This window comes from Pseudoalteromonas sp. TAB23 (assembly GCF_000498075.1).
Taxonomy (GTDB): Bacteria; Pseudomonadota; Gammaproteobacteria; order Enterobacterales; family Alteromonadaceae; genus Pseudoalteromonas; species Pseudoalteromonas arctica.
Genome location: NZ_AUTP01000191.1, coordinates 1 through 14,104, shown reverse-complemented (window position 1 = coordinate 14,104; position 14,104 = coordinate 1). Strand labels below are relative to the sequence as shown.

Here is a 14,104-nt window from a genome sequence, read left to right as displayed (position 1 = left end):
ATTGCTCTATAAAAATTACCTATAATTTGTAAGTTGTTCTATTAAATAGCTAGTTATTACTCATATTTAAATTAACTAACTGTTTTTAAATAGCTTTTTAATTGGCACGCTTTACGCAGTGTATTACTTATACAGTCAACTAAGTAAGGAATGCACATGCAAGTTAAAACAATTAAAGAGGTATACGATTGGACCGTTTTGTTTCATACGCAAATGGCGGCTAATTTTTATAGCGTAAAGGATTTACTCGATGAACATAATGCAATGCTGGTGGACTACTACCTAAATTACGAAAAAAAACTCGCCGAAGATTTAGTCGGGTTTAAAGCGATAACTGAAATAAATACGCTCGATACGTACAGTTATGAATACTTTGCTAAAAATCCCGAGCTAATTACTTTTGAAGACATTAGTAAAGATCAGCAATTCGATGAAGAAGTCATTCAAGGCTATTTAGCACAGCAACATCAAAAAGTGATTGAGTTATATGAATACTTACTTAAACGCGCCGAAACCGAAAGTGGGCAAGAAAAGCTTCAACAAATACTAGAGCTTGAAAAGCAAGGTATAAAGCAAATGATGCAAAGTACTAATCGTCATATGGATATGTAGCTTTATAAAAGAGCGGGATTACTGAGTTTATCTTGCTCTTATTAGCTTTAAGGTGATTATTTAAAATAGCTGATGCTTGCATCGGCTTATTTTATGTCTGCGTTAAATAATCTGCAGAGCATTTTGATGGACTAAAATGGTATGCGTGTCAGTTGTATGGCACGCATAAATGGAGGTTAAACTTCTTCCGTATCTACAATTAAATCACTTGTAATTGATTCCAATGCTTCAATAACTTCGTCTTTATCCATACCATTTGGCAAAGTAACGGTAGCAACAGCGCTAAAAATAGGCACTCCCCAATTAGGTGCACTTTGTTGTCTTGAATTTAAGTGAGTAATATTCGCGCCTTTATGACGTATTACACTTGCCAGTTCTTGAACAATACCAGGACGGTCGTTACCTGTTATAACTAGATTAATTTGCTCTAGTGTTGATGGTTCAATCCCTGTGTTTCCGGTTTCAATACGAACGTCTAACTTAGGTAACTTATTTAAAGCACTTTGTAATGATTGAAAATGCTCCTCAGCAACTTCAAGTTGAATAATACCTGCAAAATGACCTAATAAATGGCTTAAGTTACTACTAAGCCAGTTGCCATGATTTTGTAATACGACTGATGAGATGCTCTCTACTAAACCAGGGCGATCTTTCCCTAAAATAGTTATAACCAACTGCTTCATAAATAATTCTCTTTTTAAGCCCAAAGAAAGTAAATGCATAGGCATTAAGTATGTTGTCTAATTTAAATTGTGTGTTGTTGCACTTTTTATAAATCTTTGATTATAAATTAAAAAAATGAATATAGTTGTGTTGACTATACGCAGTGTTAATAGTCATTATTATTTACTAAGTACTCTTTTAGTATTGACCTCGATAAATACTTTGTCCAATTATTTTATAATTTAGTTCACTTATAAATCACCTATTTGAAGCTAATTTAGACTTTTCCCTCGTTAGTTTTATTTAAAGCTGTTTTAGAGTGCTTATTATTACTGCTGTAACATTACTGTCATCTTGATGAAATATAATTTATGCAACGTTAAGATTTAAGGGTGTTTTGATGACTTCAAATCCGAATAAGCCGACTTTTAATACGGATCGAAGCCGTCTATTTAAAGATCGGTTTGCCAAGTTTGGCATAACCGCAGGTGGGATAATGGTATTGGTAGCACTGCTATTAATATTCTTTTACCTTCTTTATGTAGTACAGCCAATTTTTGAATCAGCAAAAGTAGAAAAACGCGATAGCTTTCATGTTGCTAATTCACAGCAAATAGCAGGCTTAGGTGTAGAAGAGCAAACTGAAGTTGCTTATTTACTAAGTCAGCAAGGTCAGGTTGATTTTTACAGTGTTGAGTCAGGTAGTTTTGGTAAAAAACTCAAAACACTTAATGCAGATTTACCAAGTGATGCAACAAGCTTTGCAACAAGCGCGCCTTTTCAAGGGCATTATGCGTTTGGTTTAGAAGATGGCACCGTAATGGTTGTTGCACCTAAATTTTTAGTTACCTTTCCAAACAATGAGCGTAAATTAACACCTCGCTTAGGTTTTCCTCTAGGGGAAATGGCTTTAGAAGTAGATGAACAAGGTGCAGCTATTAAACGCTTTGCATTTAGTCACTATGAAGACAAAACAGCGGTTGTAGCTCTTACAGAAGACAAGCGTGTATTATTTAGCAGCTTTATTGCTGAAGAGAATATGTTTACCGGTGAAGTAGAGTGGGTTGTTGAGCGTACAGAACTTGATGTTAATGGGCGTGTAGACGAGTTATTAATGTCGCCAGATACAACACGTACTTTTGTACGTTCTGCTAATCAAGTGTATGTATACGATACACGTGACCCAAGTGATGTAGAGCAAATTCAGTTGCTTTCGGCTAACGAAGAAAATGCAAATATTGTATCTGCACAACTGCTAGCGGGCGCAAACTCACTCATGCTTGCTAATGATAACGGCGAGATTTCGCAGTGGTTTGAAGTAAACACTGACACAGGCCGTGAATATCAAAAAATTCGCTCATTTGAAACAACTAAGCAAAGTAAATTAAATATATTTACTGAGTTTTACCGTCGTACTTTTTTTACTACTGGCAATAATGGTGAGCTAGGTGTGTACTACACAACGAGTGAAGCAAAATTATGGCAGGGGAAAGTAAGTGAAGGCGCAATAGAGAACTTTGCAATTGCACCACGTTCAAATGCTGCGTTAATTTTAGCGGATAATAAGCTAACAGTATTAGACATTCATAACGAGCACCCAGAAGTTACTTGGTCAGCACTTTGGCAAGAAGTGTGGTACGAAGGTTACCCAGAGCCAGGTTATATTTGGCAGTCAACATCAGCCAGTGACGACTTTGAATCTAAGTTTTCACTTGTGCCAATTTCGTTCGGTACATTAAAAGCAGCACTTTATGCGATGTTGTTTGCTGTACCAATCGCGCTTTCGGCGGCTATTTACACGGCATACTTTATGTCGAGCAAATTACGTAAAGTGGTTAAGCCTACCGTTGAAATAATGGAAGCATTACCAACCGTTATTTTAGGTTTTTTAGCGGGTCTTTGGTTAGCCCCATTAATAGAAGAGCACTTACCTGCAATTGTTGGGTTACTCATATTATTACCTTTAGGTATGTTAGCGACAGGTTTAGCCTGGACTAAATTACCAACAAAAATACGCCATAGAATTCCTGATGGTTCGCATTCAATCATCCTTATTCCGGTCGTTTTACTTATTGGTTGGTTTTCGTTTGCTATGAGCGAATTTGTTGAACTTTGGATGTTTGACGGCAATGTGCGTCAGTACTTAACAAATGAGCTAGGTATGACATTCGATCAACGTAACTCGCTTGTTGTAGGTATTGCGATGGGTTTTGCGGTTATTCCTACTATATTCTCAATTGCAGAAGACGCGGTATTTAGTGTTCCAAAGCATTTATCAAATGGCTCATTAGCATTAGGTGCAACGCAGTGGCAAACACTAATACGTGTTGTATTACTAACAGCAAGCCCAGGTATTTTCTCTGCGGTAATGATGGGACTTGGCCGAGCAGTTGGTGAAACCATGATTGTACTTATGGCAACCGGTAATACACCGATTATGGATTGGAGCATTTTCCAAGGTATGCGTACGCTTGCAGCAAATATTGCAGTTGAAATGCCAGAGTCAGAAGTAGGTAGTTCGCACTATAGAATATTATTCTTAGCAGCCTTTGTATTATTCATATTCACATTCATTTTTAACACAGTCGCTGAGTTTGTTCGCCAGCAACTGCGTGAAAAATACAGCTCAATGTAAGCGGAGAGACATGACATGGTAAAGCAGTGGTTTAAGTCTGGTTCTCCTTGGATTTGGATGACCGGTGGTGCAGTGAGCATCAGTTTGATTTCAGTTTTAGGCTTATTAGCAATGATAGCCTGGAAAGGGTTAAGCTTTTTCTGGCCTTCAGAAGTTGTACAGTTTGAACTTGAAGGGTCGATTGCAAAGCAAACTGTTATTGGCGAAGTTTACGACCGTGAATTAGTACCAAAAACGCGTTTAGCCGCCACAGGTATTGATGTTAGCGGATTTGAAAAAGAAGAAATAGAGCGCTTACTTATTAAAACAGGTAACCGCGAATATGTAGACTTAGATTTTCGTTGGATATTAGAAACCGACATAACAAATAAAACAGCACCAGCGGCGCTTGCAGTATTTGAGCGTAGTAAAAACGGTAACTTTTATGGTTATGTGCAAAACGTTATTAAAGACGGTCAACCGGTTAATGGCGATAAAATAGAAGCGCTACATGAGCTTGTTGAGCGTGCAGTAGACTTAAACGACGAAGCACTTGATTTGCAAAATGGCGACATTGGGCATATTAACTACGCACTTGAACGCTTACGTTTAAAAGAAAAAGGCTACTTACTTGATAACGCTCTCACTGATGAACGTGTTGCTGAGCTTGCTCAAGCACGTGCTGAATTACGTGCAGAGTATGGTGTACTTGAAAAAGATTTATTTGCACTACGCAAACAAGCCAAACGTGACCACGTAACTGTAAAAGATATGCGCGGTGAAGTTGTTACAATTCCTATGTATCAAGTACTTGATGTTTGGTTTCCAAACGATATGGGCTTTTTTGCAAAGCTAGGCCACTACTTTGTGCAACTAGGTAAGTTTGTATCCGATGATCCACGTGAAGCAAATACAGAAGGCGGTGTTTTCCCTGCTATATTTGGTACTGTATTTATGGTTATGCTGATGGCTGTAATTGTGACGCCGTTTGGCGTTGTTGCTGCAATTTACTTACACGAGTACGCCGCAAAAAATGCAATCACTAAAATGATTCGTATCGCAGTGATTAACTTGGCCGGTGTTCCTTCAATTGTATACGGTGTATTTGGCCTCGGCTTTTTTGTATACATGTTAGGTGGTAGCTTAGACCAATTATTTTATCCAGAATCGTCGCCAACGCCAGTATTTGGTACGCCAGGTGTAATGTGGTCGGCATTAACGCTCGCTATACTAACGCTGCCAGTTGTTATTGTATCGACTGAAGAAGGTTTATCTCGTATTCCAAGTACCGTACGCGATGGTTCACTAGCGCTTGGCGCAACAAAAGTTGAAACGTTATGGCGCATAATTATTCCAATGGCAAGCCCTGCAATTATGACAGGTTTAATACTGGCAGTTGCGCGTGCTGCAGGTGAAGTTGCACCGTTAATGCTAGTAGGCGTTGTAAAAATGGCTCCTACATTACCACTTGATGGCAACTTCCCGTATTTTCACTTAGATAGAAAGTTCATGCACTTAGGCTTTCATATATACGATGTTGGCTTCCAAAGCCCTAATGTTGAAGCGGCACGCCCGCTGGTATACGCAACGGCCTTTTTATTGGTGTCGGTGATTATTACCCTAAACATAACGGCCATTGGTATACGTAACCATTTACGTGAAAAATTCAGATCGCTTGAACACTAATTAGTAAAGATTTTATAGGTAACAAAAATGATTACAGTCGCTCCAAAAGTAAACCAAGCTAATATAGGCCAGAAGTTAGACCTAGAAAATTTAACGGATGACCAAAAAGCGCTAGAGATTAAAGATCTCGATCTTTACTACGGTGATAAGCAAGCGCTTAATAAAGTAAATATGAACATTCCAAAAGGCCAAGTAACTGCGTTTATAGGACCATCGGGCTGTGGTAAATCAACTCTATTACGTTGTATTAACCGCATGAACGATTTGGTAGATATTTGTCGTATTGAAGGTGAAATATTACTTCACGGTCAAAATATTTACGATAAGAGCGTAGATGTAGCAGCACTTCGTCGTAATGTAGGTATGGTGTTTCAGCGTCCTAACCCATTTCCTAAATCAATTTATGAAAATGTGGTTTATGGCCTACGCTTACAAGGCATTAAAGAGAAGCGTAAGTTAGATGAAGTGGTAGAGCAATCACTTCGTGGTGCTGCTTTATGGGATGAAGTAAAAGATAGATTACACGACAGCGCGTTTGGCTTATCGGGTGGTCAGCAACAGCGTTTAGTTATTGCTCGCTCAATTGCAATTGAGCCAGAAGTTCTTTTATTAGATGAACCTACATCAGCACTTGACCCTATTTCTACTTTGGTAATCGAAGAGCTAATAAACGATTTAAAAAACCAATTTACCGTTGTTATTGTTACACATAACATGCAACAAGCAGCACGTGTATCTGATCAAACAGCCTTTATGTATATGGGCGAATTGATTGAGTACTCAGACACAAATACCTTATTTACTACACCAACGAAGAAAAAGACCGAAGATTATATTACCGGTCGTTACGGTTAATTAGCCCGTTGTAGCGTGTTGTGCAAGATTAAGAGAGAAGGTAACTATGGAACATAATATTAATAAACATATTTCTGGGCGTTTTAACCAAGAACTAGAAAATGTACGTAATCATGTATTAAGTATGGGTGGCTTAGTTGAGCAGCAGTTAAATAGTGCGCTTGATGCGGTGAGTCGTAACGATGCAGAGCTTGCTCAAAAGGTACGTCAGAACGATTATAAAGTGAATGCAATGGAAGTAAGCATTGATGAAGAGTGTACGCGTATTATTGCTCGTCGTCAGCCTGCAGCAAGTGACCTGCGTTTAGTGATTGCAATTGCAAAAACAATTGCTGATTTAGAGCGTATTGGCGATGAAGCTGAGCGAATTGCTAAAGTTGCACTAGACTCATTTACTAAAGATCAGCAAGATTTATTAGTAAATATTGAAAATATGGGCCGTCAAGTTTTAAAAATGCTACACGACGTACTGGATGCATTTGCGCGTATGGATGTGCAACGCGCATTTCAAGTACATAAAGAAGATGCAAAAGTTGACCGCGAATATGAAGCTATCACACGTCAAATAATGACTTACATGATGGAAGATCCACGCTCAATCCCTAAAATCATGGACTTAGTTTGGTCTGTTCGCTCATTAGAGCGTATTGGTGATCGCTGTCAGAACATTGCTGAATACATTATTTATTTTGTTAATGGCAAAGATATTCGCCATACATCTCAAGAAGATATAGAAAAATCACTATGATTTTTTATCCATCATGTATTTCTATTAAAGCGGCTTAGTGCCGCTTTGTGTATTGCAAGCTTTAGTGAAGTAATAAAAAGCGTTCACAATCTTGGTTAATACTGTAAAATTCATGCTGCAAAGCATATCAATTTGATTAAAGGGTCAGTTATGCCTACAAACGCGTTTTTAGGAGTATTTGCAAAATCTCCTATCAAACCAATGGAAGAACACATCAAGAAGGTTCATCAAGCAAGTAAAGCTTTGATACCTTTTTTTAATCACGTATTTAAAGAAGAGTGGGTACAAGCAGAAGAGCTTCGCATCACTATTCGCAATTTAGAACGTGAAGCTGATGATATGAAAAGAGATATACGTTTACAATTACCGCGTGGTTTATTCATGCCGGTAGAGCGTACAGATCTTCTCGAACTAGTAACTCAACAAGATAAAATTGCCAATAAAGCAAAAGATATTGCAGGGCGAGTGATTGGTCGTGAAATGACCATTCCAAAAGTTATGCAAGCTGATTTCTTAGCTTACTTAACCCGTTGTGTAGATGCGACTAAACAAGCATCTAAAGCAATTAACGAATTAGAAGAATTGCTAGAAACGGGTTTTAAAGGTCGAGAAGTCACCTTAGTAGAAAAAATGTTAGTTGAATTGGATGCCATAGAACAAGACACGGACGAAATGCAGATAAAAGTACGCCGCCAGCTACGTGATGTAGAGGGTGAGTTAAATCCAATTGATGTTATGTTTTTGTACAAAATCATTGAATGGGTTGGCGAGCTTGCAGATATTGCAGAGCGCGTAGGATCACGTCTTGAGCTGATGTTAGCTCGTTAATTTAAAATCAGTTCAAACACGAAAGATTAAGGTTTTACAATGGATATCATTGCATCTTACGGCACGGTATTAATTTTAATTGCCGCAGCAGTCGGCTTTTTTATGGCTTATGGTATTGGCGCGAACGACGTAGCGAACGCCATGGGCACATCTGTAGGTTCAAAAGCGCTAACAATCAAACAAGCTATTTTTATAGCGATGATTTTTGAATTTGCAGGCGCTTACTTAGCAGGTGGTGAGGTTACATCAACAATTCGTAAAGGAATTATCGATGCCGCACCATTTGCAGACATTCCTGAACTTATGGTTCTGGGTATGATTTCGTCTTTATTTGCAGCGGGTGCTTGGTTATTAATGGCCTCGTTCTTGGGTTGGCCAGTATCAACGACTCACTCAATCATTGGTGCAATCATTGGTTTTGCGTTAGTTGCTGTTGGTACTGAGGCGATTCAATGGGATAAAGTAGGTGGTATTGTAGGTAGTTGGATTATAACGCCCGCCATATCAGGCTTTATTGCATACTTAATATTTATGAGTGCACAAAAACTTATTTTTAATACAGATGCACCACTAAAAAATGCTAAACGCTATGTACCACTTTATATGGGTTTAGCAGGTTTTATAATGGCCTTGGTCACAATTAAAAAAGGCTTAAAGCATGTTGGTGTTGATTTAGGTGCAGCCGAAGGGTACGCCTTAGCAATAGCTGTAGCAGTTGTCGTTGCTATAATTGGTAAAATTGCTATTTCTCGTTTAAATATCGATCCAAAAGCAGATAAACAAATGCAATTCAACAATGTTGAAAAAGTGTTTGCTGTTCTTATGGTATTAACAGCATGTTGTATGGCCTTTGCACATGGTTCTAACGATGTTGCTAATGCAATCGGTCCACTAGCTGCTGTTGTAAATATTGTTGAAAACAATGGTGAAATTGCTAAAAAAGCGGCTATTGCTTGGTGGATTCTACCTCTAGGTGGTTTTGGTATTGTTGCGGGTCTTGCTATTTTGGGCAAAAAAGTAATTAAAACGATTGGTGAAGGCATTACACATTTAACGCCTAGCCGTGGTTTTGCTGCTGAACTAGCCGCTGCTTCTACCGTTGTTATTGCATCAGGTACTGGTATGCCAATCTCTACTACTCAAACCTTAGTGGGTGCGGTATTAGGTGTAGGTATGGCACGTGGAATTGGTGCACTTAACATGGGTGTTATCAGAAACATTGTAGTTTCTTGGGTAATTACATTGCCAGTTGGCGCTGCCCTTGCTATTGTTATTTTCTACGTACTAAGAACCGCATTTGGGGTTTAACAAAAAAGTACTCAAAGACTTTTAGCTTGAAAAGATCTCAATGCCCTAGGTGTTGGGGTCTTTTTATTTGTGGAAAGAAAAAATGACCAATCTTCCAAGTATCAAACAGCTACAGTATTTATTAGCTGTTCATCAACATCAGCACTTTGGCAGAGCTGCCAGTGCCTGTTTTATTGGGCAATCTACTTTAAGCAGTGCTATTCAAAATCTTGAAGAAACTTTGGGTTGCCAGCTTATTGAACGCGAAAATCGCAGCCTTATGTTTACCAGTATTGGTGAAGAAGTTGTTGAGCGCTCTCGTAAAATAATTAACGATACAATTAGTTTAAAAGAGCTCACTAAAAGCTTTTTAACACCACTGAGTGGTAAATTAACGGTGGGTGTTATACCTACAATTGCTAGCTTTATAGCGGCTCCTCTGTATCACTTTTGTAAAGAAACCTTTTGTGATTTAGAGCTGGTATTAATAGAAGATACGAGTGATAAGCTACTGGATAAACTTGAGCATGGGCATATTGATTTAGCGCTACTTGCACTGCCATACGAAACCGATAAATTTCATACACAAGTATTGGCAAAAGATCAGTTTAGTTTAGTGCACCATAAGGATTACAGCGCTGCAAAGGGCGTAGTCGACTTTAATCTATTACCAGAGGCTAGCGTATTCTTACTCGAGCGTGAGCACTGTATGACAGGCCATGCGCTCAGTGCATGTCATTTAAATCGTGCTAGTTGTATTAACCCATTTGAAGCAGCAAGCTTGCATACATTATTGAGTATGGTTGAGCATCAGCTCGGAGTGACTTTTTTACCACAAATGGCGATTAACGCCGGAATTTTAGATAATAAAAATATGGTGGCAACACCATCACAAAGCGATGCATATAGAGATATTGGCATATTGTGGCGTAAAACTACGGGGCGGATCCGCGACTTTAAGTTATTTAGTCAACAGCTTGAGATATTTTTAAAGCGCCAATGTAGTTTAGATTTTTCTAAATAAGAATAGGAAATGAATGAAAGCAGCCTATAAAGGCTGCTTTTGATTTTGAAGATGGCTTTCAAAAGGCTCAAGTTCGGGTAAAAATAGTAAATAAATCCATACCACCAAGTTAAAGTAAGGCACGCAGCCTAATACAGTAAAAACCTTAACTGGGTAGCCTTTAATATTTGCGTAACGATAACACTGATACGCGATTGCAAAATGTATAATCAGTAATAACATAACTAGCTGTGTCATACCTTTCTCCTTAAAAGCTTAAATAGCTTTGAAACCCACTATAAATATCAGTACTACGTCGCCAAAAGGTAATGTCATGTTTTTAAAGTGAAATACATTAAAAGGCACGACATTTTTTATTTGATACTGAAAGTATAGGCAAGAAAGGTAATATTGGTAGTAACAAATTGTTTAATTTTGTTTATTTTGGGCTAGCTTGTTGTTGGTAAAACGTTTTATTTTTTGAAATTTTTTCAAGTTCATCTTTTACTTTTTCAACAGGTACTGGGCGTGCAATAAAGTAGCCTTGTCCATAATCAACACCTATCTCTTTTAGTGCAAAAAATATCTCTTCGTTTTCAACGTACTCAGCTACAGAGCGCTTATCGAGAGACCGACTAATATCATTTATTGCTTTTACTAACGCTAAGTCTATAGGGTCATTAAGCATGTCGCTTACAAATGAGCCATCAATTTTTACATGCTGTGCTGGAAGCTGCTTTAAATAGTTAAATGTACTAAAGCCAGTTCCAAAATCGTCAATAGAAAAATGACAGCCTAAGCTATTAAGCTTCTCAATCATTTTACGAGTCGCTTTTAAGTTGTTAATACTTGCTGATTCAGTTATTTCAAAAATTATCCGCGAAGGGGGCACGTTATACTTTTCAAGGTTTGATTCAATTAATGGCAATAAGCGTTCATCTAAGAATGATTGTGCTGACAAATTAATAGCAACTTGGTTTAACTCTGGGTGCTTAGACACACAAGCAACGGCATTACGTATAACGCATTGATCCATCAAAAATGTGTCGTTAAGCATCTCTAAAGAGGGAATAAATTGATTTGGGTACACAAGTTTACCTTTGAGTTTTAAGCGTAAGAGCGCTTCAAAATAAGCAACTTTACACTCTTTAAAATCCCAAATAGGTTGGTAATGCAGTTCAATATTATCTTGCTGCAGTGCTTGTCGAATTTCGTGACCCCATTCAAGCCCAGTTTGAAGCGTATTGTTTTGAGCGTCCTCTCTTGAGTAGCAATGTACTAAGTTACGCCCTAAATTTTTGGCAATATACAAAGCAATATCGGCTTGTTTTAAACATTCATTAGGATCATTGTTTTGTGTCGTAATTTGAGTTAAACCAATAGAGCAGCTAATTGTGTATATCTGATCTTCTGATTTAAAAGCATGTTTTTCTATTGCGCTGCACACACCTTCAGCAATAAGGTGTGCATCCAGTAAATTCATATCGGTAAGTATGACTGCAAACTCATCGCCGCCTATTCGGCACACCAAATGGTCTTCGCCAATATTTGCTTTAAATAATTGCGCCACTTCTTTTAATACTATGTCACCTTGGTGGTGACCTTTGCTGTCGTTTATTATTTTAAAGTGATCGAGGTCAATATAAATAACAGCATGCTCTATGCCATCATACGTGTATTTATCTTGGCATATTTTATTAAGCTGTTGATCAAAGTAATAACGGTTATGTAAACCAGTTAATGGGTCATGGTGTGCTAAATGACGTAGTTGGATCTCTGCTTGTTTACGTTCGTGTATGTTGTCGATAGTGGCGGTTATGGTCGCGTTATTACGACTATTTTTGATTAGCTGTAATCTGCATTCGACCCAGATTAAATTGCCATTTTTATGGGAGAGCTTTACTTCTATTTGTTGCTGTTGATCGCCACCATGTAAAATGTCATTAATAGTATAATTTAGTCTTCCTTTATCTTCGTTATTACAATAAGCGCTTAATGGGGTTTGTAGTGATGATTTAACACCAAAACCGCTTAATGTCTCCCATGCAGGGTTAATAAAACGAATATGCCCTTGCTGATCAAGCTCTAAAACAACCGTATTCAAATGCAATAAAATACGCTGATGAGCCGAAAATAACTCTTTGTAACGCACTTCGCTCACGCTTAGCTGCTCTACTTTGTAAGCAAACTCAGCATAACTCACCATAAAATCTTCACGTCGTGCGGCGTGGTCACACACTTTATTTAAAAATGAAGGGTCGTATGGGGCTCTAATAAAATCGGTAACACCAGACAGCAAAAGCTGCTCAGCGTAATCAGCATCATCACTTTCTATAATCGTAACAATAGCTTGTTTAGAATTGTGCTGTAGGATTTCTTCAACGAGTACACTCGAGCTCTCTGCACTTGATGTAGTGGCATCGAGTAGCACAATTGAAAACTGCTGTTGGTTGTAAGCGTTTAGTGCTGCTTTAGCTGAGGTAACGTGAGTAATAGCAAAGTTTAACTTTAACTGTTCACTAATTTTGTCGGCCGTATTTTGAAGTGGCTCTAATAGCAATAAATTTAGTCGGCTACTTTTTTCTAGGTGCGTAGATAAAACATTCGCAAGCACTTGAGGGAGCATGTCTTTATGTTCAAATGGTAGTACAGCATCTATCCCGTAGCTTCGGGCTGTTGTTTCTGCAATACGCTCACAGTAAATTGGCGGAATAAGTAAAATTGGGGTGTTTTTTGGTGTTTTTAATAATCCTGAGCGGATCATCCTCGAAAAGCGCCAGCCGTCAATTTTCCCAACATTAATGCCCGTTATTATAATATCAACAGGGTGTTGTTTTAAAAGCTTTAAAGCTTGTTGGCTATCTTGCGCATCAATAAAGGTAAATACATTTAAGCTATCTAAAGTGCCCTTAATCGCGCGACGTTCAGCACTACTTGCGTTTAATATTAGCAATTTAAGCTGGTTTGGCACGTGTTGAACACCCCTAATGTAACTTATAATAATTCAGCCGAACAAGAATAGTGACATTTAACCATAAGAACAAGAAAATTTAATGAGAAATACGCAAACAAGATATTATAAGTTTGGCTGATTTCTTGAGCTTAATATCCGATACATATACACTTGGCGCGATTTTAAATGATGTGGATTACTAATTATGCGCGTGGCTGACTTTAGCTTTGACTTACCTGATGAATTAATAGCTCGTTTTCCTAAAGCGGACAGAACTAGCAGCCGTTTACTTACTTTAGATGGCCCAAGCGGAACTCTAGAACATAAAGTGTTTAGCGACATACTTGATTTAGTAAACGAAGGCGATTTGTTAGTCTTTAACAATACACGCGTTATTCCAGCACGTATGTTTGGTCAAAAAGCCTCTGGCGGCAAAGTTGAAGTGCTTGTAGAGCGAGTGCTAGATGAACATCGCGTACTTGCGCACGTACGGGCAAGTAAGTCGCTTAAGGTTGGTAACGAAGTTATTTTAGAGGGCAAAGCCAAGGCAATAATGGTTGCACGCCACGATACATTATTTGAGCTTGAGTTTGATCATAGCCAAAACGTGCTAGATATACTTAATGATATTGGTCATATGCCACTGCCTCCTTATATTGACCGACCTGATACCGAAGCTGATCGTGAGCGTTACCAAACTGTTTATGGAGAAAAGCCAGGTGCAGTTGCTGCGCCAACAGCGGGCTTACATTTTGACGATAAGTTAATGACGGCACTAAAAGATAAAGGTGTAAACATGGCTTTTGTTACTTTACACGTTGGCGCCGGTACTTTTCAGCCAGTACGAGTGGATAG

At 38.4% G+C, this 14,104-nt stretch carries 12 protein-coding genes; 9 read left to right on the top strand and 3 right to left on the bottom strand.

Going from position 1 to position 14,104, the window contains the following annotated elements; all coding sequences use genetic code 11:
* Positions 1-156: 156 nt before the first annotated feature.
* Positions 157-612, top strand: coding sequence for a hypothetical protein (locus L654_RS0109415; RefSeq protein WP_024607879.1), 456 nt, complete (start codon positions 157-159; stop codon positions 610-612).
* 176 nt (positions 613-788) lie between these two features.
* Here L654_RS0109415 and L654_RS0109410 read toward each other — a convergent pair whose 3' ends face one another.
* Positions 789-1,295 (bottom strand): ACT domain-containing protein, encoded by a 507-nt coding sequence (locus tag L654_RS0109410; RefSeq protein WP_024590589.1) that lies wholly within the window; start codon positions 1,293-1,295, stop codon positions 789-791.
* Positions 1,296-1,675: 380 nt separating this feature from the next.
* Between L654_RS0109410 and L654_RS0109405 the strand changes: the two genes are divergently transcribed.
* The 7 genes from L654_RS0109405 to L654_RS0109375 all read left to right on the top strand — a co-directional run bounded on the left by L654_RS0109405 (position 1,676) and on the right by L654_RS0109375 (position 10,317).
* On the top strand, positions 1,676-3,910 hold the full coding sequence (locus tag L654_RS0109405; protein WP_024590590.1) for an ABC transporter permease subunit: 2,235 nt from the start codon (positions 1,676-1,678) through the stop codon (positions 3,908-3,910).
* A gap of 15 nt (positions 3,911-3,925) precedes the next feature.
* Positions 3,926-5,575, top strand: a complete 1,650-nt coding sequence (pstA, locus tag L654_RS0109400; RefSeq protein WP_024590591.1) for a phosphate ABC transporter permease PstA — start codon at positions 3,926-3,928, stop codon at positions 5,573-5,575.
* A 27-nt stretch (positions 5,576-5,602) separates the two neighbouring features.
* Entirely contained in the window at positions 5,603-6,430 is an 828-nt protein-coding gene (gene pstB, locus L654_RS0109395; protein WP_007586464.1) for a phosphate ABC transporter ATP-binding protein PstB, read from the top strand.
* Between the two features lie 46 nt (positions 6,431-6,476).
* A complete protein-coding gene (gene phoU / locus L654_RS0109390; RefSeq protein WP_007586465.1) occupies positions 6,477-7,178 on the top strand; it encodes a phosphate signaling complex protein PhoU in 702 nt (233 codons plus the stop codon).
* A 150-nt stretch (positions 7,179-7,328) separates the two neighbouring features.
* Positions 7,329-8,006 (top strand): TIGR00153 family protein, encoded by a 678-nt coding sequence (locus L654_RS0109385; RefSeq protein ID WP_002957838.1) that lies wholly within the window; start codon positions 7,329-7,331, stop codon positions 8,004-8,006.
* A gap of 39 nt (positions 8,007-8,045) precedes the next feature.
* Entirely contained in the window at positions 8,046-9,314 is a 1,269-nt protein-coding gene (locus L654_RS0109380; protein ID WP_007586466.1) for an inorganic phosphate transporter, read from the top strand.
* An 82-nt stretch (positions 9,315-9,396) separates the two neighbouring features.
* Entirely contained in the window at positions 9,397-10,317 is a 921-nt protein-coding gene (locus tag L654_RS0109375; protein ID WP_007586467.1) for a hydrogen peroxide-inducible genes activator, read from the top strand.
* A 24-nt stretch (positions 10,318-10,341) separates the two neighbouring features.
* Here the strand turns inward: L654_RS0109375 and L654_RS0109370 are convergent, their stop codons facing one another.
* Complete coding sequence (locus L654_RS0109370) at positions 10,342-10,554, bottom strand: hypothetical protein (RefSeq protein ID WP_002957835.1); 213 nt, start codon at positions 10,552-10,554, stop codon at positions 10,342-10,344.
* A 181-nt stretch (positions 10,555-10,735) separates the two neighbouring features.
* Positions 10,736-13,267, bottom strand: a complete 2,532-nt coding sequence (locus L654_RS0109365) for a GGDEF domain-containing protein (RefSeq protein WP_024607878.1) — start codon at positions 13,265-13,267, stop codon at positions 10,736-10,738.
* Positions 13,268-13,454: 187 nt separating this feature from the next.
* Here L654_RS0109365 and queA point away from each other — a divergent pair.
* A partial coding sequence (queA, locus tag L654_RS0109360) for a tRNA preQ1(34) S-adenosylmethionine ribosyltransferase-isomerase QueA (RefSeq protein WP_024592498.1) occupies positions 13,455-14,104 on the top strand: 650 nt, incomplete at its 3' end.

Excerpts from the sequence above, each read along its gene's own strand:
- L654_RS0109370 (WP_002957835.1), bottom strand. The coding sequence starts at position 10,554 with ATGACACAGCTAGTTATGTTATTACTGATTATACATTTTGCAATCGCG.
- L654_RS0109385 (WP_002957838.1), top strand. The coding sequence starts at position 7,329 with ATGCCTACAAACGCGTTTTTAGGAGTATTTGCAAAATCTCCTATCAAA.
- L654_RS0109380 (WP_007586466.1), top strand. The coding sequence starts at position 8,046 with ATGGATATCATTGCATCTTACGGCACGGTATTAATTTTAATTGCCGCA.
- pstA (WP_024590591.1), top strand. The coding sequence starts at position 3,926 with ATGGTAAAGCAGTGGTTTAAGTCTGGTTCTCCTTGGATTTGGATGACC.
- L654_RS0109375 (WP_007586467.1), top strand. The coding sequence starts at position 9,397 with ATGACCAATCTTCCAAGTATCAAACAGCTACAGTATTTATTAGCTGTT.
- phoU (WP_007586465.1), top strand. The coding sequence starts at position 6,477 with ATGGAACATAATATTAATAAACATATTTCTGGGCGTTTTAACCAAGAA.
- L654_RS0109415 (WP_024607879.1), top strand. The coding sequence starts at position 157 with ATGCAAGTTAAAACAATTAAAGAGGTATACGATTGGACCGTTTTGTTT.
- L654_RS0109410 (WP_024590589.1), bottom strand. The coding sequence starts at position 1,295 with ATGAAGCAGTTGGTTATAACTATTTTAGGGAAAGATCGCCCTGGTTTA.
- L654_RS0109405 (WP_024590590.1), top strand. The coding sequence starts at position 1,676 with ATGACTTCAAATCCGAATAAGCCGACTTTTAATACGGATCGAAGCCGT.
- pstB (WP_007586464.1), top strand. The coding sequence starts at position 5,603 with ATGATTACAGTCGCTCCAAAAGTAAACCAAGCTAATATAGGCCAGAAG.